Source organism: Dermacoccus barathri (genome assembly GCF_015070805.1).
GTDB lineage: Bacteria > Actinomycetota > Actinomycetes > Actinomycetales > Dermatophilaceae > Dermacoccus > Dermacoccus abyssi.
The window spans coordinates 297,564-316,800 of record NZ_JADCTK010000003.1 but is presented as its reverse complement, the minus strand read 5'-3'; the positions used below and the strand labels follow the sequence as shown (position 1 = coordinate 316,800).

The window sequence follows — 19,237 nt, the reverse complement described above, 5'->3', positions numbered from 1 at the left end:
GGCCGGGTCAGTGGCCGGTGACGCGGAGGGCGTCGACGATCTGCCGAGCCCGCTCCATGGTGTCCACGACGACGCCGTAACGGCGAGCGTCGCTCGTCACGATGTCGACGCGAGCCTGCCCGCCGGTGTTGAGGCGCACGCCGCCGGATGAGTTCTCCCGGCCGACGACGAACCAGTTGAGGGCGCCGTGGTTGCGACCGTCGTCGGGGTGGGCCTCGGCGGATGCGATGTCCCGCAGCGGAATCGAGCGACGGTAGAACGGAGCGCGCAGCGTGACGTGCGTGCGGTCGGCGTCGACCTCGACGACGACCTTCTGGCCCATCGACGCGACTCGGTTCCCGAGGGCCGTGATGCGAAGCGCAGCAGGCTCGTTCATGTCGACAACGGTACGAGAACGGGTGGGGAAGCAGGTCAGTACAGCCCACTGTGCGGGCGAACCGATCAGGCGTGGAGGACACTGGAGCAGTGAACGTGACGATCGCGGGTGACGACGCCACGCGTCGGCAGGTGTACCGCGTGCGATGCCGTTGGTTGCCGTGGGAGCCGGGCACACCACGCGTCGCCGAACTGCTTCTGGGTTTCGTCGCAAGAGCGACACCAGGAGTCTCGGTGGGCTCTCCGGCGATGCAGGGGCGGTCGTCCTGGTTGTTCTCCTCGTGCCTCTAGTCGTGGCGGCAAGTCTCGTCATGGGCGAGCTGGCACTGCTGCTCCTGACTCTTCCGCTTCTGGCCCTTTGGCGCGTCCTTCTGCGCCGGCCGTGGCCGGTCTACGTCGCGCGCAACGGCGGAGTGATTCACGTCGAGCGGGCGTCGACGTTCACGGCGGCCCGCAAGCGCCGGAACGAGATCGCTGCAGGCATCGCGAGCGGTACGTGGCAGGCGTTTGCGCCGCAGCCGCGTCACTCACGGGGAGCCGAGGGGGCGAGCGGGCCGGTGAAAGATCGTGACTCAACCGGAACCGATCCGGGGGCTTGGCCGCCGTGGGGGAGTCCTACGGTGAGGTGACGTCGGCCCGCGTGCGACCGGTACGTCGTTTCACCCACCTCCGTTCGAAGGACACCTCATGGTCCACTTCCTGGCAGCCGACGCTGCCGAGCCGCTCTCGAGCGCGTCGTCCGGGCAACTCGCGCTCGCGGCGCTCGCGGGCATCGCCGTCGTCGTCCTCGGCATCACCGCCGCCAAGCTGCACCCGTTCCTCGCGCTCATCCTCGGAAGCGCGGCGCTTGCGCTCGTGGCGTGGGTGCCCGGCGAGGCCGCAGTGAAGAGTTTCACCACCGGGTTCGGCACGACGGTCGGCTCGGTCGGTCTGCTCGTCGCGCTCGGCGCCATGGTCGGCCAGCTGCTCGCGGACTCCGGCGGCGGCAACGCCATCGTCGACAAGCTCGTCTTCGGCGTGAAAGCAGCCGCGCTGCCGTGGATGATGGCGCTCGTCGCGGCCATCATCGGTCTGCCGATGTTCTTCGAGATCGGCGTCGTCCTCCTCATCCCGGTGGTTCTCTCAGTCGCGCGCCGCGCCAAGCAGCCCGTGCTGCTCGTCGGCATCCCGGCGCTCGCAGGCCTCTCGGTGCTCCACGCACTCGTGCCGCCGCACCCCGGCCCGGTGGCTGCCATCGAAGCGGTCAAGGCCGACACCGGCCGCACCCTGATGTTCGGCGTGCTCCTCGCCATCCCGACGCTCATCATCGCGGGCCCGCTGCTCGCGCGTCTCATTGCCCGACTCGTGCCGGTGGACGCTCCCGCCGAACTCGCTGCTGACGCAGGTTCGCCCGGTGCGGCCGTCGGGGACTCCGACCTGGCCGAGGAGTCGGCGGACGGCAAGGCCGCCTCGCCCGCCACGAAGCGCCCTTCGTTCGGCGCGGCCATCGGCTGCATCCTGCTGCCTGTCGTGCTCATGCTGCTCGCATCGATCACGGAGATCTTCCTGCCCGACTCGGGCACGTTCCTCACCGTCGTGAAGTTCTTCGGCACGCCGTCGGTGGCACTCATGCTGGCCGTGCTCGTCGCCCTGTTCGCGCTCGGTAAGGGCAGCGGGATGTCGCTCGCGACCGCCAACGGCGTCATGAGCAACGGCCTGCCCGCCGTCGCCGGCATCATCCTCATCGTCGCTGCCGGTGGTGGTTTCAAGACGCTGCTCGTCGACGCCGGTGTCGGCAACGTCATCAAGGAATGGGCCGAGGGCAAGAACCTTTCGCCCCTGCTCATGGCGTGGCTCGTCGCCGTCGGTATCCGTCTCGCGACGGGTTCGGCGACGGTCGCGACCATCACTGCGGCCGGCATCGTCGCGCCGATGCTCACCGGCCTCGACGCCAACCAGCTCGCCCTCGTCGTGCTGGCCATCGGGTGCGGCTCGGTGTTCTTCAGCCACGTCAACGATGCGGGCTTCTGGCTCGTCAAGGAGTACTTCGGGCTCACGGTCGTCCAGACGCTCAAGTCGTGGTCGCTCATGGAGACCGTCATCTCCGTCGCGGGCTTCGCGTTCTGCGCCATGGCCTGGATGCTCGTGTGAGCTCCGGGTCTAGGGTGAGCCGTATGACTTCTCCCAGTGCACCGCAGTTCGTCATCGTCATGGGCGTCTCCGGCTCCGGCAAGACCACCGTGGCCGAGGGTCTCGCGGAGCACCTGGGGTGGACGTACGTCGAAGGCGACGACCTGCACCCCGCGGCGAACGTCGAGAAGATGCGCAACGGCATCCCGCTCACGGACGAGGACCGCTGGCCGTGGCTGCGCAAGATCGGTGAGTGGATCGACGAGCACGAGGGCGAGGGCAAGAGCGCCGTCATCACGTGCAGTGCGCTCAAGCGCACCTACCGCGACCTGCTGCGCGAGGGGCGCCCGGGCGTGACGTTCTGCCACGTCGACGTGTCGCGTGAGGAACTCGAGCGCCGCCTCGCCGAGCGCAAGGGTCACTACATGCCGGCGTCGCTCCTGCAGTCACAGCTCGACACGCTCGAGGAGCTGAGCGAGGACGAGCCCGGCGTCATCGTCGAGTCCACGGGCGGCCAGGAGGCCGTGCTCCGCGAGGTGCTCAAGGCGCTGAACCTCCACGGCGAGGGCTCCGCCACCTGACCAACGCTCTGGTTGGCTGAGTTCGTTGCGGTTGGTGACGGTGCACCGTCACCAACCGCAACGAACGTCACCGGCTAGGCGTGCCCCGGCAGGGCGAACGAGTCGTCGCCCACGAGGTCGACGAGCCCGTCGGCTACGAGCGAGTCGAGGCAGCGCTCACGCTGCACCTCGTCGTCCCAGACCTGACGCAGGTCGTCGTGCGGCACCGCGCCGTCACGCTCGCGCAGGACGGCGAGCAGTTTGCCGCGAACCATGCGATCCGTGCCAGCCCAGGCCTGTCCGCGTCGTGCGGGGCCGTCGTACGCCGGAGCGCCGGCCTGCTGCCACGCGCACAGGTCGAGGACCGGGCACTCGCCGCAGGCAGGCGCCTTCGCGGTGCACATGACCGCACCGAACTCCATCGACGAGGCGTTCCACAACACGTGGTCCTCATGCGGGAGCAGTTCAGCGGCCAACGCCCGCTCGGCAGCGCTGAGGCTGGGGCGCGGGAACTGAACGCCGGTGACAGCGCGCGCTTCGACGCGTCGGATGTTCGTGTCGATGACAGGAATGCGCTCCCCGAACGCGAACGCCGCCACCGCGGCTGCCGTGTACTCGCCGACACCCGGAAGCGCGAGCAGTTCTTCGGACGTGGACGGCACGTCGCCGTCATGTCGCTCGACCATCGCGACGGCCGCCGCGTGCAGACGTAGCGCCCGGCGCGGGTAGCCGAGGCGGCCCCAGTGACGGACGGCGTCGCCGGCGGGTGCGGCCGCGAGGTCCGCGGGCGTGGGCCAGCGAGCCATCCACTCCTGCCACAGCGGCGCGACGCGGGTGACGGGAGTCTGCTGGCTCATCACTTCGGAGAGGAAGATGCCCCAGGGCGTCGTGCCGGGCTCACGCCACGGCAGCGGGCGCGAGTGGGCGAGGAACCAGTCGTTCAGCCGGACGACGAGGGCGGTGCTCACGCGCTCAGACGTAGCGTTCGAGGATGCTGCTCTCGGCGAGGCGGGAGAGCCCCTCGCGCACAGCGCGTGCGCGGGATTCGCCGACGCCGTCGACCTGAAGCAGGTCGTCGAACTCGGCACCGAGCAGAGCCTGCAGGCTGCCGAAGTTGTCGACGAGGCGCTCGATGATGGCGCCCGGCAGGCGCGGCACCTTCGACAGCAGGCGGTATCCGCGAGGCGTGACGAGCGCGTCGAGGGAGTCGCCGACCACGGCGAAACCGACGGCGCGGGCGTTGGCGGAGATGTCGATGAGGTCCGCGGAGCTGAGGGCGGCGAGGTTGGCGTCGGCCTGCTCGAACGTGAACCCGTCACGGGCCGAGGCGAGGTAGTCGCGGATGACGAGCTCCCGGTCGTCACCCAGGGAGCCGACGAGTTCCTGCAGCTGCAGGTCGATGAGGCGGCCGTCGGTACCGAGTTCGACGACGTACTCGGAGATCTCGTCGTTGATCCGGCGCACCATCTCGAGGCGCTGGAGCACCTGGGCGACATCGCGCACGGTCACGAGGTCTTCGATCTCGAGAGCGGAGAGCGAGCCGGTGACCTCGTCGAGACGCTTCTTGTACCGCTCGAGCGTCTGCAGGGCCTGACCGGCGCGCGACAGGATGGCGGGGGAACCCTCGACAACGTGACGCAGGTTGCCGACGTAGACGGCGATGATCTGCATCGACTGGCTCACGGAGATGACGGGGTAGCCGGTCTGCTTCGCGACGCGCTCGGCGGTGCGGTGACGCGTGCCGGATTCGCGGGTCTCGATCGAGCTGTCCGGCACGAACTGGATGGCGGCGCCAATGATGCGTTCGAGACCCGACGAGACGACGATGCCGCCGTCCATCTTGGCCAGCTCGCGAAGTCGCGTGGCCGAGAACTCGATGTCGATGGGGAACCCCCCCGTGGAGATCGAGTCGACCACGTCGTCGTGCCCGACGACGATGAGTGCGCCCGTGCGGCCACGCAGGATGCGCTCCAGGGCGTCACGCAACTCCGTGCCGGGGGCGATGGCCGCGAGGGTCTCCCACAGGAGCGTCTCGTCGGAACGCTCAGCCACGCTCTTCTCCTTCACACCGGGCGGTGAATCACCATGTTGAACATAACGTGCCGAGGCGGTTCGGACGCACGTCGTGACACCTTCGTGACGTGCGTCCGAGGCCGCGTTCACCGGACGGTCAGGACGTCCACAGACCGTAGGACTCGCCGAGGTTGCGGATCTTCTGGGCGCGGGCCAGACGCGGGGCGTAGCTGCCGTCACGCGAACCGCCGCCGTGCTCGTGCTCATCGAGCAGTTCGGCGGCCCACTTGATCTCGGTGTCGCTCGGGGCGAGGCCGTGGTTGATCGTGTCGGTCTGCTCGGCGCGCAGCGTCAGCTTGCCGGTCATGCCCATGCTCTGGGTGACCTTGCAAGCCTCGAGGAGCGCGTCGTCGGAGTCGGTCAGCGTGGGACCGTCGATCGGGCCGGGCAGCTGGCCGACGCGGGAGGCCACGACGAGCTTGGCGCGCGCGTAGGCCAGAGCCATCGGGTCGTCACTCGCGCCGGTGTCACGACGGAAGTCGCCGACGCCGAAGGCGAGGCGGAACGTGCCCGGGGCCGAGGCGATGGCCGTGGCGCTCTCGACGCCGAGGGCCGATTCGATGAGCGCGAGCACCGGGGTGCCGGCGGCCAGGCGCATGGCCGTGAGCGTGACGTGCTCCGGCTTCTCCGTCTTGGCGAGCATGACGCCGCGCAGTCCGGGTACGCCGTGGAGCGCCTCGAGGTCGTCGGCCCAGTACTCGGTGTTGATGTCGTTGATGCGCACCCAGCCGGTCATGCCGTCGCGCAGGGCGTTGACCACCGCGTCACGGGCGGAGGACTTGTGCTCGGCCGGCACCGCGTCCTCGATGTCGAAGATGACCGAGTCGGCCTCGGATGCCAGAGCGGTATCGAACAGCTCGGGCTTCATGGCGCTGGCGAGCAGCCAGCTACGGGAAAGGGTGGCCGGGAGGGCGGCCGCGCGGGCATTGCGTCCGGAAAACACGTCTTGTTTCGTTCCTCAGTCGTCGTCGGTTTCGTCCGCGCGGCCGGAAAGGCGCGCTCGACGTACATCACCCTAAGGGTCGGCGGGGCGTACTCCGCAGTACGAATGGGCGGCGGTGGACACGTTCGCGTGTCGGAAGAGTCAGCCGGGGGAGGGCGCCGCGTCGGCATCGGCCGACGGATGGGATGCGGAGGAGGCCGTGCCGACAGCGCGCATGGCCGAGCCGAGGTCGGCGCATTCTGCGATGCGCATGCCGGCCGGCGGCTTCTCGGTGCCGAGCGAGCCGGCAGGGATGATCGCCTTGTCGAAGCCGATGCGTGCGGCCTCGGCGAGTCGACGCGCGACACCGCTGACAGCCCGGATGTCGCCGGAGAGCCCCACTTCTCCAACGGCGATGAGGCCACCGGGTAGCGGCTTCTCCTGCGCCGAGCTGAGCAGCGAGAGCGCGACGGCGAGGTCGGCCGCGGGCTCCGTCAACCGCGCGCCGCCGACGGTGGAGACGTAGCAGTCAGCCCGGCTGACAGGCGCGCCCGCGCGGCGCTCGAGAACGGCGAGGATCATCGCGGTGCGCGAAGAATCGACGCCCGACGTCGTGCGTCGCGGCGACCCGCCGGCCGACGGTGCGACAAGGGCCTGCACTTCGGTGACGAGCGGCCGACGGCCCTCGAGCGTCACGGTCACGCACGTGCCCGCGACGGGTTTGTCGCGGGCCGTGAGGAACAGCGAGCTCGGGTCGGCGAGACCCTCGATGCCGCCGTCGGACAGGTCGAAGCAGCCCACCTCGTCGGTGGGGCCGTACCGGTTCTTCACGGCGCGCACGAGACGCAGCCGCGAGTGGCGTTCGCCCTCGAAGGTGATGACGACGTCGACGAGGTGTTCGAGCAGACGCGGGCCGGCGATGGAGCCGTCCTTCGTCACGTGCCCGACGAGCACCGTGGAGATGCCGCGCGCCTTGGCCACCTGGATGACGGCGGCGGCCACCTCGCGTACCTGCGAGACGTTGCCCGCGCTGCCCTCGATCTCGGCGCTCGCGATGGTCTGGACCGAGTCGATGACGAGCAGGGTGGGGGAGACGGAGTCGATGTGGGCGAGCACGGTGGCGAGGTCGGTTTCGCTCGCGAGGTAGAGCGTGTCGGCCACGGCGTCGGTGCGGTCGGCGCGCAGACGTACCTGAGCAGCGGATTCCTCGCCGCTGACGTAGAGCACCTTCGCGCCCGTACGCGCGGTGCGGGCGGCGACGTCGAGCAGCAACGTGGACTTGCCGATGCCGGGCTCACCCGCGACGAGCATGACGGCCCCCGGTACGAGCCCCCCGCCGAGGACGCGGTCGAACTCGCCGACGCCTGTTGTCGTGACGGCGGCACGCGTGGCGTCGACGTCACCGATCGGCTTGGCCGGGTTCATCACCTTCGCGGCCGGCTGCGTGCGCACGGCGACGGCGCCCGTCTCCTCGACGGTTCCCCACGCCTGGCACTCGCCGCAGCGGCCGACCCACTTCACGGTCTGCCAGCCGCACTCGGTGCACCGGTACGTCGGTCGCTTCGAAGCCTTGCTTGCCATGGCTCAAACCCTAGAGGCCGGCACTGACAACCCCGTCGTGACGAGGTGGTGCCGGTGGTCGACCGACCGGGCGAGCGACGAGCACGATGTCTTGATCTCGTGCACCAACTCCGGACGTCGGCCGGGGTGGCCGCCACACGCGTCGTCGCGGACAAACCCCCAACCTTGGGAGTTTCACGGCCAACGGTCGCTGCTTCGGCCGAAAAACTCCCGACGTCGGGCGTTCCACATCCCAGCGGCGACGCCTGCGCGGAGCCTCAGCGCCCCTCGGCCTCCAGCGTCGCGGGGTGGACGTAGAGCGGCAGCAGGTCGCGACCCGCCGGTGTCACGGCCAAGGCCCGGGCGGCGGCGAGGTGTGCATCGCAGTACCCGGCGAGGACGTCGTAGGCCTGCTTGCCCATGAGTTCGACGAGTTCGGGCTTCTGCGAGACGTAGACGGGGTCGGCGCCGATGTGCGCCTCGGAGTTGCCCGAGCAGTACCAGTCGAGATCGTGACCGCCCGAGCCCCAACCGCGCCGGTCGTACTCGGCGATCGTCGTCTCGAGGTACTCCTCGCCGTCGGGCAGCGTCACGCGCCGGTACGAACGGCGGATCGGCAGTTGCCAGCACACCTCGGGCTTCAGCGTCCACGGCTCGACGCCGGTCGCCCACGCCTTCTGGTGCAGCGCGCACCCGAGCCCGGGGGCGCCGTTGTCGACGTCGTCGTCCCAGCCGTCCACGGCCTGGCCGAAGCCGGGCCGGTTGAGGAACACGCAGGCGCCCTCGACGACGCGTGTCTTGCGGTCACCTTCGTCGTCGGTCTCCACCCACCCGGCGTCTGAGACGATCTCGTCGTAGAACTGGACGTCGTCCGGCGTCAGCGTCGCGACGACCTCAGCCACGTGCTTCTCGTCCTCGTCACCCGTGAAGTGGGCGCCCAACACGCAGCACCCGAAGTCGGGCTTCGACGCGTCGATGCCCGCGCAGCCGGAACCGAACGTGCACGTCCAACTCGACGTCAGCCACGTGAGGTCGCACCGGAAGCGTTCGACCGCGTCGGGCTCGCTCGCCGGATCGTCGAACTCCACCCACGTGCGCGGGATCTCGAGGTCACATTCAGTCACTGCACGATCTTAGGTGGCGTGTTCGTCGCCTCGTCCGAGCAGAGCCGGAGCGGGCTGTCAGGGGCGGGCTCTACTGTGGTGACGAGCCGGCCCGCCCGGCCCCGGACGCCCGGCGAGCAGCGCGTTCGAACCCCGAAGCGAGGAAGGCATGCCGATGCGACGACGAGTGCGTGCGGGTGTCACCGCAGGCGTCCTCGCGGCGAGCCTCTTCGTGTCGGGTTGTGACGCCGTCCGTCACGTCCTGGATCAACAGGCGGAGCGGTCGCCGTCGCCCTCCACCACCCAGCCCGTCACCGACCCGGCGCAACGCGTGCGTCAGAGCGACCTCGAGACCAAGGTCGGCGCGGGCATGAACGCACGCACGTCGGGCGGCGCGATGATCGTCGCCTCCAACGGCACTCGGATACCGAACGGAATCGTGGAGGCCAGCGCCAAGGCGGCGTCGTCGGTTCGAGCTCTCGATCCGCAGGCCTCGAAGAATGCCCTCCTCGTCCTCGTGCCGCGCGACAACGCCGAGTTCAAGGAGTACACCGGCCAGGATCAGGCGTCCCAGTTGGCCAACACCGTCACCGGGGGCGGGCGCCTGCCGTTCGTCGTCATGAGTGACTGGACGGTGAAGAACCCCGACACGCTCACCACCCGCGAGACCCTCGCGCACGAGGCGTTCCACGCGCTCACGCTCGAGCAGCTGGCCACCGAGCGTCCGCTCTGGCTGCTCGAGGGGTGGGCCGAGTACGTGGGGCAGCGCACCGTGCCGCAGGCGCCCCACAAGCGAGATGACATCTCGCCCCACGTGCCGAGCGACGAGGAACTGCGCGGAGCGAACGCCGCGGACGCCTACTACACGGCCTTCACGTTCGCCCGGTACCTGCGCGACACCCACGGACACGACAAGGTGATGGCCTTCTACTCCGAGGCCGTGCGCACGAAGGAACCGCTGGAGGCCCTGCTGAACAAGCACTTCGGTAAGGGCCTCACGGCGCTGGAGTCCGGATACGCGGCCTGGTATCCGACGTTCCGCTGAGACCGATACCCTGCCAACCATGCGCCTCGGAGTGATCGACGTGGGATCGAACACGGTCCACCTCCTCGTGGTCGACGCCCATCCCGGGGCTCAGCCACTTCCTGCCACGTCCCACAAGCGTCTGTTGCGCCTGTCCGAGCACGTGACGGCCGACGGGCTCATCGACGACGAGGGCATTCGTGACCTCACGCAGTTCGTCGGTGAATGCGTCCAGATTGCAGAGGACCTCGGCATCTCCGAGCTCATGTCGTTCGTCACCTCCGCCATCCGCGAGGCACCGAACGGCCAAGCCGTTCTCGACCACGTGCGCGACGTTACCGGGCAGAGCCTGCGCGTCCTCACCGGCGAGGACGAAGCCCGCGTCACCTTCCTCGCCACCCGCCGCTGGTTCGGGTGGTCGAGCGGACGCCTGTTCGGCATCGACATCGGCGGCGGTTCGCTCGAACTCGCCACCGGCATCGACGAGACGCCCGACACCGCCATCAGCCTTCCGCTGGGTGCCGGCCGCCTCACGCGCACTCTCGACGGCGACCCGCCGTCGGCCCAGGACCTGCGTGCCGTGCGTGCCCAGGTGCGCACTCAGATCGCGTCGTCGGCCCGCACCCTGACGCGCTGGGGCACGCCCGATCGGTACGTCGGTACGAGCAAGACGATCCGATCGCTCGCCCGCATGTGTGGGGCGGCGCCGTCGAGCGACGGCCCGTTCGTGCACCGCAGCCTCGAACGCGCGGCGCTCGCCGACCTCGTTCCGCGCCTCGCGAGCATGACCGCCGAGGAGCGCACCTCGCTGCCGGGCGTCTCGCCCGAACGCTCGGCCCAGGTTCTTGCCGGCGCCGTCGTCATCGAGGCCACGATGGACATCTTCGGCGTCGAGCGCCTCGACGTTTGCCCGTGGGCCCTGCGCGAGGGCCTCATCCTGCGCCGCCTCGACGCCCTGGAGTGATGACGGTGCCCGCACCCATCCGCGTCGGCCTGTCGACGGCGTCGTGCTACCCGCTCGGCACCTCGGCGGCCTTCCGTATCGCCGCCGAGCTCGGTTACGACGGCGTCGAGGTCATGGTGTGGAACGAGGCGGCGAGTCAGGACCCCGAGTTCCTGCGGGATCTCGTCGAGCGCTGGGGTGTGCCCGTGTTGTCGGTCCACGCGCCGACGCTCCTGCTCACCCAGCGCGTTATGGGCAACGAGCCGTGGGGCAAGGTCGACCGCTCCGTGGCGCTCGCGCGTGACGTCGGTGCGTCCACCGTCGTCCTGCACCCACCGTTCCGGTGGCAGAAGGAGTACGCGACGGGCTTCGTCGAAGGTGTGGCGCAACGCGAACGCGAGCACCCGCAGATCCGCCTCGCCGTCGAGAACATGTTCCCGTGGCGGGCCCGGGGCCGCGAGGTTCAGGCCTACCTGCCGCACTGGGATCTGCGGCGCAACCACTACTCCCACACCACTCTCGACCTCTCGCACACGGCCACGTCCGGTAGCGATGCCCTGGCGCTCGCCGACGAGCTCGGTGACCGCCTCACGCACATCCACCTCGCCGACGGCTTGGGCTCGTACAAGGACGAACACCTCGTGCCCGGCCGAGGTAACCAGCCGTGCGCCGAACTGCTCCAGCACCTGTCCCGAACGGGCTTCAGCGGGGACGTCGTCGTTGAGGTCGGCACCCGGCGCCTTTCTGACGAGGACAGGCTCATCGATCTCGCCGAGGCCCTCGCCTTCGCCCGCCTCCACCTCGCCATCGGAGCGGGGGAGGCGTCCGCACCCTGAGGGCGCTGTGCCCCGTACACGCCGCCGAGTAGGCTTGAGCGAAATCGCGCTATGGAGACGACACCTTGCCATGGACCCTCGTTCACTGACACCTCGCCTTCCCGTCGCGACCTCGCGTGTACTGGCGCTGACGTCGCGGGGGCCGATCGCGCGTGCGGCCTCGAAAGTGCTCGTCGCGGGCGAGAGCGTCGACGACGCCATCCGCGTCACCGGTGAGGTGGTCGTCGGTGGCCAGCGCGTCTCGTGGATGCCGTTGCTCACCCACGCCGCAAGCCCGGACGACATCATCACCGCGCGTCAGGAGACGATCGGCGCCCTCAACTGGCTCGCCGCCGCGGGCACCGAGGCGCCCGACCTGACACTCGACGTCGCGACCTTCGGTGTGCTCGCGCCCGATGTCACGCCCGGCATCCTGCTCAACGCGCTGCGCGAGGTCGGTCAGGCGGCGCGCAACGCCGGCGTCAGCCTGACGCTCACCATCCCCGATGCCGCGCTCATCGAGGCCGTCCACGTTCTCGGTCACGAGCTGCGTCAGGACTTCCCGGAGGTCGGTATCGTCCTGCCGACGCGTCTTCGCCGCCTACCCATGGAGGTCTCCGACTTGGCGCGTGAGGGGCAGCGGGTGCGCCTCGCCACCGGTCGCCTCGACGCCGCGATCGGCCTCACGTCGGCGCGCGAGAGCGGCGCGGCCTTCGTCGACATCACGAAGCAACTGCTGGCCGGCGGCGCGCAGGTCAGCTTCGACACCGACGACGCGCTGCTGCTCGACATCGTGGGCTCGTTGGTGCAACGGTACGGAGCGGAAGGCGCCGAGGTCATCGCGCCCTTGGGTACCCAGAGTGCGCGTCAGCGCGAGATCGACACGCTCGCCACCCGCGTGCTCGTGCCCTACGGCCCCCGGTGGGTCGAGTACGTCGCGAACCTCGTGGCCGCGCGCCCCTCGCTGGCGCTGAGCCTGCCGAACCCCATTCGACGAAAGGGCTGATCCCCATGACCATCGCATTCATCGGTACGGGCAACATGAACGAGGCCGTCATGGCCGGGGCCCTCGCGGGCGGCTACGACGCCGCCGACGTCGTCGCCACGGCGCGCCGTGACGAGCGCATCAGCGCGCTCAAGGAGAAGTACGGCGTCGAGGCGACGAACTCCAACACCGAGGCCGTGGCGGACGCCGACACCGTCGTGCTCGGCGTGAAGCCGTACCAGCTCGACGACATCCTCACCGAGATCGGCGAGCACCTCACGAAGGACGCTGTCGTCGTCTCCTTGGCCGTCGGCCGCACGCTCGAGTCGATGGAGGCCAAGCTGCCCGAGGGCGTCGCCGTCGTGCGCGTCATGCCGAACACCCCCTCGATGGTCGGCAAGGGCATGCACGCCGTCACGCCGAACGAGGCGTGCACCGACGAGCAGTTGGCCCGTGCGAAGTCGCTCCTCGCGGCCTCGGGCGACGTCGTGACGGTGGCCGAGAAGGACCACGACGCCGTCACCGCCGTCTCCGGAAGCGGCCCGGCGTACCTGTTCTACATCGCCGACGCCATGGTCGAGGCAGGCGTTCTGCTCGGCCTCCAGCGTGACGTCGCTCACCGTCTTGCCGTCCAGACGATCGTCGGAGCGGGTGCGATGCTGGCCGAATCGGGCGACTCCCCGGTGCAGCTTCGCGAGAAGGTCTCGAGCCCCGGCGGCACGACGATCATGGCGCTCGCAGAGCTGGATCGACGCGCCGTACGGGCGGCCATGGTGGCCGCGATGCAAGCCTCGCACGACCGCTCGGCATCGATGAACTGACGCCGCGTCGCCTTCAGCCGATTCCCAGTTGTCGCCCGGCGAACTGTGTGCCCGCGATGTGATGCGGAAGGCGCTTCAAGAGGCCAAGCGACGTTCAAACGTGATTCGATATGGCCATGACTGCGTTGACTGTACGTACCCTCGGTGAAGACGAGTGGGAGACCTATCGCGACGTTCGCCTCAGCGCGCTGAACGAATCCCCTGAGGCGTTTGCGGCCACGGCGTCGGGTGAGAAGCAGATCGACGAGGACGAGTGGCGCTCGCGTATGCGCCGTTCGCGTCGCCTTCTCGCCGAGAACGAGGCCGGCGAGCGCGTGGGCATCGTCTCGTTGCGCATCGACAGCAGCGATGACGCCGACCAGCCCTACGGTGAGCTCTTCGGCCTGTGGGTCGCTCCCTCGCAGCGCGGCACCGGCGTGGCCGTCAACCTGCTCGAGGCGCTCCTCGAGCAGGCTCGTAAGGACAATCTCGGAGCTGTGCTGTACTGGGTCGGCACCGACAACGCCCGCGGTGTGGCCTTCGCGTCCGGTCACGGTTTCCGGCCGACCGACTACCGCCGTCCGATGAACCCGGCGTCCCCCGACACCGAGTCCACCGAAGAGATCGCCTTCGTCTACCCGATCACCACGGACCCGGAGCACGTTCCGAGCGCCGTCCTCGACTCGCGTCACTGACCGACATGGACGACACGGCCCTCGTCATCTGGGACCCCGCGCTCGTGGGGTACGACTTCGGTGAGAGCCACCCCATGAACCCTCTGCGTCTCGCCCTCACGGCGAAGCTCGCAGAGGGTCTCGGCGTTTTCGAGCACGTTCGTGTCGAAGCGCCGTCGCTGCCCGACGGGTCTGACGCCTTCCTCGAGACCGTTCACTCGCGTGAGTACCTCGACGCGGTGCGTGCGGCGTCGCAGAACCCGGCGTCGGCCGATCAGAACTTCGGTATCGGTACCGAGGACGACCCGGCGTTCGCGGGCATGCACGACGTGTCCGCGCTGATCGCCGCCGGCACGCTGCAAGCCGTGCAGGCCGTCCATTCAGGCGAGGCGCGCCACGCGGTCAACTTCACCGGGGGCCTGCACCACGCCATGCCCGACAAGGCGAGCGGTTTCTGCATCTACAACGACGCTGCGGTCGGCATCCAGTGGCTGCTCGACCAGGGCGTCGAGCGGGTCGCCTACGTCGACATCGACGTTCACCACGGTGACGGCGTCGAAAAGGTCTTCTGGAACGACCCGCGGGTGCTCACGATCTCGATCCACGAGTCGGGCACCGTTCTCTTCCCGGGCACCGGCTTCGCCCGTGACATCGGCGGCCCCGACGCCGAAGGCAGCGCCGTCAACATCTCCCTGCCGCCCGGTACCGGCGACTCCGACTGGCTGCGCGCCCTGCACGCCGTCGTCCACCCCGTCGTCACGGCGTTCAAACCGCAGTTCATGGTCACGCAGCACGGCTGCGACTCGCACTACTCCGACCCCCTCGCGCACATGGTGCTCACCGTCGATGCGCAGAAGATGGCGCACCGCTCTCTGCACGAACTCGCGCACGACGTGTGTGACGGACGCTGGGTCGCCCTCGGGGGCGGCGGCTACGAACTCGTCGACGTCGTGCCGCGCTCCTGGACGCACCTCACGGCCATCGCCGCCGACCGGCCCATCCCTCTCGAAACCGAGACGCCCGCCGAGTGGCGCGCCCACGTCGAGGAGATCACCGGCCGCACCGCGCCCAGCCGCATGGGCGACGGTGTGGCCGAGAAGGACGACGTCTGGTTCCAGTCCTGGGCTTCCGGCATGCACCCCGAATCCACCGTCGACCAAGCCGTCATGGCCACCCGCGAAGCCGTGTTCCCGCTCCACGGGCTGGACGTCTGGTTCGACTAGCCGCGTAGCGGCTCCCTTGATCCGATGTTGAGCGGGGGAGCGGGCACCGGTCCCGCGAATCTGAGGCAACATCGCGGGTAGTGAGCGGTGATCCGCTGCGAAAGCCGCAGCCCTCTTCGGTGACGTAACCACGCTGGAAGCGGACGCCCCGCAGCCCTGTCGCACCGAACTCGGCGACCCAGCCTGCGCGGTCGCAGAGTCGGAAGACGGGGCAAGGGAGCATGGCGATTTCGCGCGACAAATCGCCTGACGATAGGATGGTGCAGATATTCCCGTGGCCGGGCGTCCTCGTGGCGCCGCTGGTATTCATCGGCGAATGTCGGCCCGGGCATCGCCAAGGACACAAGGTAAGGAACGGTTCACTCATGGGCTCCGTCATCAAGAAGCGCCGCAAGCGCATGGCCAAGAAGAAGCACCGCAAGCTGCTTCGCAAGACGCGTCACCAGCGTCGCAACAAGAAGTGACCTGATCACTTCGAGCACTCGGGCCCCTCACGCACTCGTGGCGTGCAGGGGCCCTTGCGTATCGTCGAGGCGATAGGAATGCCCCGCGCCTCGCCCGAACAGCGTGTGCCGTGGACGTCGGCGCATATGAACGAGCGGTGACCAGGAGGTAGCTGTGAGAAGAATTACATTGATCGGCAAGCCCGGATGCCACCTCTGCGACGACGCCCGCGCCGTCATCGAGCGCGTGGCTCGTGAGGAGGGCGTCGAGTGGGAGGAGCTCAACATGCTCGACGATCCCGAGCTGGTCGCCCGCTATGCCGAGCAAATCCCCGTCACGCTGGTCGACGGACGCCAGCACGACTACTGGCGCGTCGATGAGAACCGGCTCCGCAAGGCACTGTCCGCGCCGCCGAGGGGCGCATAGGGACGAAGGTCCCTTGTCCAGTTCGGTGCCACGTTTGGGGCGCCATTCCGCCCTAAAGGGGGTCCGGTCGACTTTGTGAACGGTTGCACTAAGTCCTAAGCTCGGGGGGTCCTGCAGAGCCTTCTGCAGACGTTTGGTATACGCGCCGAGAGGCGCAGACGCCGACGAAAGGTAGCGCCGCCGTGAGCACCGAGCAGGCCGCAGCGCGCCGGGATATCCCGGACGCGACTGTGAACCGCCTACCGGTGTACCTCCGGGTGCTGCGCGAGGTGGCCACCGACGGCCACACCACCATCTCCTCCGAGACGCTCGCCGAGCAGTCCGGAGTCTCCTCCGCGAAACTGCGCAAGGACCTTTCCGCGCTCGGCTCCTACGGCGTGCGCGGCGTCGGGTACGACGTCGCCACCCTCGCCGGTCACATCACCGGAGCCCTCGGCCTCGAGCGGCAGTGGGCCGTCGCCATCGTCGGTATGGGAAACCTCGGCCGCGCGCTCGCCACGTACGGCGGCATCGGCGTCAAGGGTTTCGAGATCAAGTGGCTCATCGACGACGACCCGCGCGTCGTCGGTTCCGTCGTAGGCGGCCAGAAGGTCGTCCACTTCGACGCGCTCGTACCGCAGGTGGACGAAGGCGTCATCGGCGTCATCGCGACGCCGGCGCCGTCCGCCCAGCAGGTCGCCGATCGCCTCATCGCCGCGGGGGTACGCAGCATCCTCAACTTCGCGCCGGCGGTGCTCACCGTGCCCTACGACGTGCAAGTGCGCGGCGTCGACATGGCAACCGAACTTCAGATCCTCGCGTTTCGTGAACAGAACGCGCGAGGGCCACAGGGGGATCGCGAGATGAAGGAGCTCATGGCATGAGCGTCATTGTTCTGGGGCTTTCCCACCGCTCGGCCCCGCTCGCCGTGCTCGAGAAGGCCTCCCTCAACGCCGAGGGCCAGGCCGATCTGCTCGAGCGCCTCGGCAAGGGCGAGAACCTCACCGAGCCCGTCGTGCTGTCGACGTGCAACCGCGTCGAGGTCTACGCCGACGCCACGACGTTCCACGGTGCCGTCACCGAACTCGGCGACGCCCTCGCCGACGTCACCGGCATGCCGATGGCCGACCTGCGCGACTACCTCTACGTCCACTTCGACGAGCGCGCCGTCGCGCACCTGTTCAACGTCGCGGCCGGCCTCGACTCGCTCGCCGTCGGAGAGAGCCAGATCCTCGGCCAGATGCGCGACAGCCTGCGCGAAGGTCAGGAATCGGGCCGTATCGGCCCCGTCATGAGCCGCCTGGTGCAGCAGGCGCTGCGCGTCGGCAAGCGCGTGCACTCCGAGACCGGCATCGACTCCGTCAGCCGCTCGCTCGTCGAGCGGGCACTCGAACTGTCGGGCAACATGCTCGGTGACCTCACGCGGGTGCGCGCCGTCGTCGTCGGTGCCGGCGCGATGAGTTCGCTCGCCACGCACACGCTCGTGCGCCACGGCCTCGGCTCCGTCACCGTCGTCAACCGCACGTACGACGCGGCTCGTCGTCTTGCGGACGCCGCTGGGTGCGACGCGCGCCCCATCGAGGAGCTCGACGCGGCCCTCGCCTCCGCCGACCTCGTCGTGTCGTGTACGGGCGCCGTCGGTCACGTCATCGACGCGACGATGGCCGCCCGCGCCAACCCTGACGGCCACCCGCAGGTTTACATCGACCTCGCCCTGCCGCGTGACATCGCCGACGAGGTCGCGGCCGTTCGCGGCGTGGCCGTGCTCGGATTTGAGGATCTCGGCCCGCAGGTCGAGGGCCAGCCCGGCGCAGAGGCCGAGATCAAGGCGGTCCAGGACCTCGTGACGAGTGAGGTGGCCGACTTCGTCGTCGCCCGTCGCGCCGAGCGCGTCGCCCCCACGGTGGCGGCGCTGCGCGCGAACGCCGCGGAGATCGTCAGCGCCGAGCTGAACCGCCTCGAGACCCGCGTAGCCGACCTCGACGAGACCACCCGCGCCCAGGTACAGCTCACGGTGCACCGCGTCGTGGAGAAGCTGCTCCACACGCCCACCGTGCGCATCAAGGAGCTCGCCGGCCAGGGTGGAAACGTCGGCGAAAGTGACTACGCGGCAGTTCTTTCCACGCTTTTCGACCTCGACCCGGCGCAGACGCGCGTCGTGTCCGTCCCCCCGGAGCTGCCATGAGTACCCCCCGCCACGAGCGTCCGATCCGACTCGGAACGCGTCGTAGCCACCTCGCGGTGACCCAGTCGACCCACGTCGCAGACGCCCTGCGCGCTCGCGGTCACGAGGTCGAGCTCGTCGAGGTCACGACCGAGGGCGACATCAACCTGGCCCCGCTGGCCCAGATGGGTGGCACGGGTGTCTTCGCCGCCGCGCTCCGTCAGGCCCTGCTCTCGGGCGAGGTCGACATGGCCGTGCACTCCCTCAAGGATCTGCCCGTCGCACCCGAGCCCGGCCTCGTCGTCGCCGGCATCCCGACGCGTGAGGACCCGCGCGACATTCTCGTCGCCCGCGACGGCCTGACGCTCGGTGAACTGCCGGCGGGCGCCGTCGTCGGAACAGGCTCGCCGCGACGCGCGGCCCAGCTGCAGGCCCTCGGCCTCGGGCTGGAAATCCGCGACATCCGCGGCAACATCGACACCCGCATGGGCTTCGTGACCAAAGGTGAGATGGACGCCGTCGTCCTCGCTCGCGCCGGCCTGGCCCGTGTGGGCCGCACCGACGAGGCGAGCGAGACCATCGACCCGTTGCAGATGTTGCCGGCCCCCGGCCAGGGCGCGCTCGCGCTCGAGTGCCGCGAGGACGACGAGGTCACGCGCGCCGTGCTCGCCGAGCTCGACGACGCGGACACCCGCGCCGCCGTCACGGCCGAGCGAGCCGTGCTCGATGCCCTGGAGGCCGGCTGCGCCGCACCTGTCGGCGCCCTCGCCGAGATCGTCGAGGAGCCCGACGGCACCCTCGAGATCTCGCTGCGCGCCTTCGTCGGCGCCACGGACGGCTCCCTCGAGCTGCGCCGCAGCGAAGTCGGCCCCTACGACGATCCGCAGGGCATAGGCGAACGTCTCGCCCGCACCCTGCTCGACGACGGCGCGGCCGCCGTCATCCCCCCACGCGAACCGCGGCAGCAGACGCCGCGCGTCGAAACCACCACCGAATCGGAGCGATCCAAGTGAGCACCGCAGCCAAGCAGGCCGAGTCGGCCACCCGAGTCGCGTTCG

Annotated in this window: 20 protein-coding genes; 14 read left to right on the top strand and 6 right to left on the bottom strand. The window is 69.4% G+C overall.

The features are described 5' to 3' along the window. Positions 1 to 7: 7 nt before the first annotated feature. Entirely contained in the window at positions 8 to 376 is a 369-nt protein-coding gene (locus IM689_RS07195) for a hypothetical protein (RefSeq protein WP_118915063.1), read from the bottom strand. Positions 377 to 1,062: 686 nt separating this feature from the next. Here IM689_RS07195 and IM689_RS07190 point away from each other — a divergent pair. Both IM689_RS07190 and IM689_RS07185 read left to right on the top strand, forming a co-directional pair. Next, the gene (locus IM689_RS07190) at positions 1,063 to 2,505 is read left to right on the top strand and encodes a GntT/GntP/DsdX family permease (RefSeq protein WP_187037262.1); all 1,443 of its coding nucleotides are present in this window, start codon (positions 1,063 to 1,065) and stop codon (positions 2,503 to 2,505) included. Between the two features lie 23 nt (positions 2,506 to 2,528). Beyond that, positions 2,529 to 3,065, top strand: coding sequence for a gluconokinase (locus IM689_RS07185; protein WP_129664984.1), 537 nt, complete (start codon positions 2,529 to 2,531; stop codon positions 3,063 to 3,065). A 74-nt stretch (positions 3,066 to 3,139) separates the two neighbouring features. On the opposite strand, the gene IM689_RS14675 is transcribed toward IM689_RS07185, so the two are convergent. The 5 genes from IM689_RS14675 to IM689_RS07165 form a co-directional block, all read right to left on the bottom strand. Next, on the bottom strand, positions 3,140 to 4,012 hold the full coding sequence (locus tag IM689_RS14675; RefSeq protein WP_319803831.1) for an HhH-GPD family protein: 873 nt from the start codon (positions 4,010 to 4,012) through the stop codon (positions 3,140 to 3,142). Positions 4,013 to 4,016: 4 nt separating this feature from the next. Beyond that, positions 4,017 to 5,096 carry a DNA integrity scanning diadenylate cyclase DisA gene (gene disA / locus IM689_RS14670; protein ID WP_047312449.1) on the bottom strand — a complete coding sequence of 360 codons (1,080 nt, stop codon included), beginning with the start codon at positions 5,094 to 5,096 and terminating at the stop codon, positions 4,017 to 4,019. 118 nt (positions 5,097 to 5,214) lie between these two features. After that, positions 5,215 to 6,060, bottom strand: a complete 846-nt coding sequence (locus IM689_RS07175) for an HpcH/HpaI aldolase/citrate lyase family protein (RefSeq protein ID WP_047312448.1) — start codon at positions 6,058 to 6,060, stop codon at positions 5,215 to 5,217. Between the two features lie 141 nt (positions 6,061 to 6,201). Next, complete coding sequence (radA, locus tag IM689_RS07170; RefSeq protein ID WP_193643466.1) at positions 6,202 to 7,620, bottom strand: DNA repair protein RadA; 1,419 nt, start codon at positions 7,618 to 7,620, stop codon at positions 6,202 to 6,204. Positions 7,621 to 7,877: 257 nt separating this feature from the next. Further along, positions 7,878 to 8,723, bottom strand: a complete 846-nt coding sequence (locus IM689_RS07165; RefSeq protein WP_193643465.1) for a hypothetical protein — start codon at positions 8,721 to 8,723, stop codon at positions 7,878 to 7,880. Between the two features lie 148 nt (positions 8,724 to 8,871). Here IM689_RS07165 and IM689_RS07160 point away from each other — a divergent pair, with 148 nt between their 5' ends. The 12 genes from IM689_RS07160 (at position 8,872) to hemC (ending at position 19,192) form a co-directional block, all read left to right on the top strand. Then, positions 8,872 to 9,747 (top strand): hypothetical protein, encoded by an 876-nt coding sequence (locus IM689_RS07160; protein ID WP_193643464.1) that lies wholly within the window; start codon positions 8,872 to 8,874, stop codon positions 9,745 to 9,747. A 19-nt stretch (positions 9,748 to 9,766) separates the two neighbouring features. After that, positions 9,767 to 10,690, top strand: coding sequence for a Ppx/GppA phosphatase family protein (locus IM689_RS07155; protein ID WP_047312443.1), 924 nt, complete (start codon positions 9,767 to 9,769; stop codon positions 10,688 to 10,690). Beyond that, on the top strand, positions 10,690 to 11,505 hold the full coding sequence (locus tag IM689_RS07150) for a sugar phosphate isomerase/epimerase family protein (RefSeq protein ID WP_182434773.1): 816 nt from the start codon (positions 10,690 to 10,692) through the stop codon (positions 11,503 to 11,505). The genes IM689_RS07155 and IM689_RS07150 overlap by 1 nt, the downstream gene beginning before the upstream one ends. Positions 11,506 to 11,575: 70 nt before the next feature. After that, positions 11,576 to 12,490, top strand: coding sequence for a hypothetical protein (locus IM689_RS07145; protein WP_193643463.1), 915 nt, complete (start codon positions 11,576 to 11,578; stop codon positions 12,488 to 12,490). A gap of 5 nt (positions 12,491 to 12,495) precedes the next feature. Further along, entirely contained in the window at positions 12,496 to 13,290 is a 795-nt protein-coding gene (proC, locus tag IM689_RS07140) for a pyrroline-5-carboxylate reductase (protein ID WP_193643462.1), read from the top strand. A gap of 116 nt (positions 13,291 to 13,406) precedes the next feature. Further along, positions 13,407 to 13,964, top strand: a complete 558-nt coding sequence (locus IM689_RS07135) for a GNAT family N-acetyltransferase (protein ID WP_193643461.1) — start codon at positions 13,407 to 13,409, stop codon at positions 13,962 to 13,964. Between the two features lie 5 nt (positions 13,965 to 13,969). Further along, complete coding sequence (locus IM689_RS07130) at positions 13,970 to 15,166, top strand: acetoin utilization protein AcuC (protein WP_193643460.1); 1,197 nt, start codon at positions 13,970 to 13,972, stop codon at positions 15,164 to 15,166. Positions 15,167 to 15,531: 365 nt separating this feature from the next. After that, positions 15,532 to 15,630 (top strand): 30S ribosomal protein bS22, encoded by a 99-nt coding sequence (locus IM689_RS07125; RefSeq protein ID WP_003792170.1) that lies wholly within the window; start codon positions 15,532 to 15,534, stop codon positions 15,628 to 15,630. Positions 15,631 to 15,793: 163 nt separating this feature from the next. After that, positions 15,794 to 16,036, top strand: a complete 243-nt coding sequence (locus IM689_RS07120) for a glutaredoxin family protein (protein WP_369798813.1) — start codon at positions 15,794 to 15,796, stop codon at positions 16,034 to 16,036. A 182-nt stretch (positions 16,037 to 16,218) separates the two neighbouring features. Next, positions 16,219 to 16,899: a redox-sensing transcriptional repressor Rex gene (locus IM689_RS07115; protein ID WP_193643458.1), complete on the top strand. Its 681-nt coding sequence runs from the start codon at positions 16,219 to 16,221 to the stop codon at positions 16,897 to 16,899. Further along, the gene (locus IM689_RS07110; protein ID WP_193643457.1) at positions 16,896 to 18,200 is read left to right on the top strand and encodes a glutamyl-tRNA reductase; all 1,305 of its coding nucleotides are present in this window, start codon (positions 16,896 to 16,898) and stop codon (positions 18,198 to 18,200) included. Before IM689_RS07115 ends, IM689_RS07110 begins: the two co-directional genes overlap by 4 nt. Next, positions 18,197 to 19,192 carry a hydroxymethylbilane synthase gene (hemC, locus tag IM689_RS07105; RefSeq protein ID WP_193643456.1) on the top strand — a complete coding sequence of 332 codons (996 nt, stop codon included), beginning with the start codon at positions 18,197 to 18,199 and terminating at the stop codon, positions 19,190 to 19,192. Before IM689_RS07110 ends, hemC begins: the two co-directional genes overlap by 4 nt. The last annotated feature ends 45 nt before the right edge of the window (positions 19,193 to 19,237 follow it).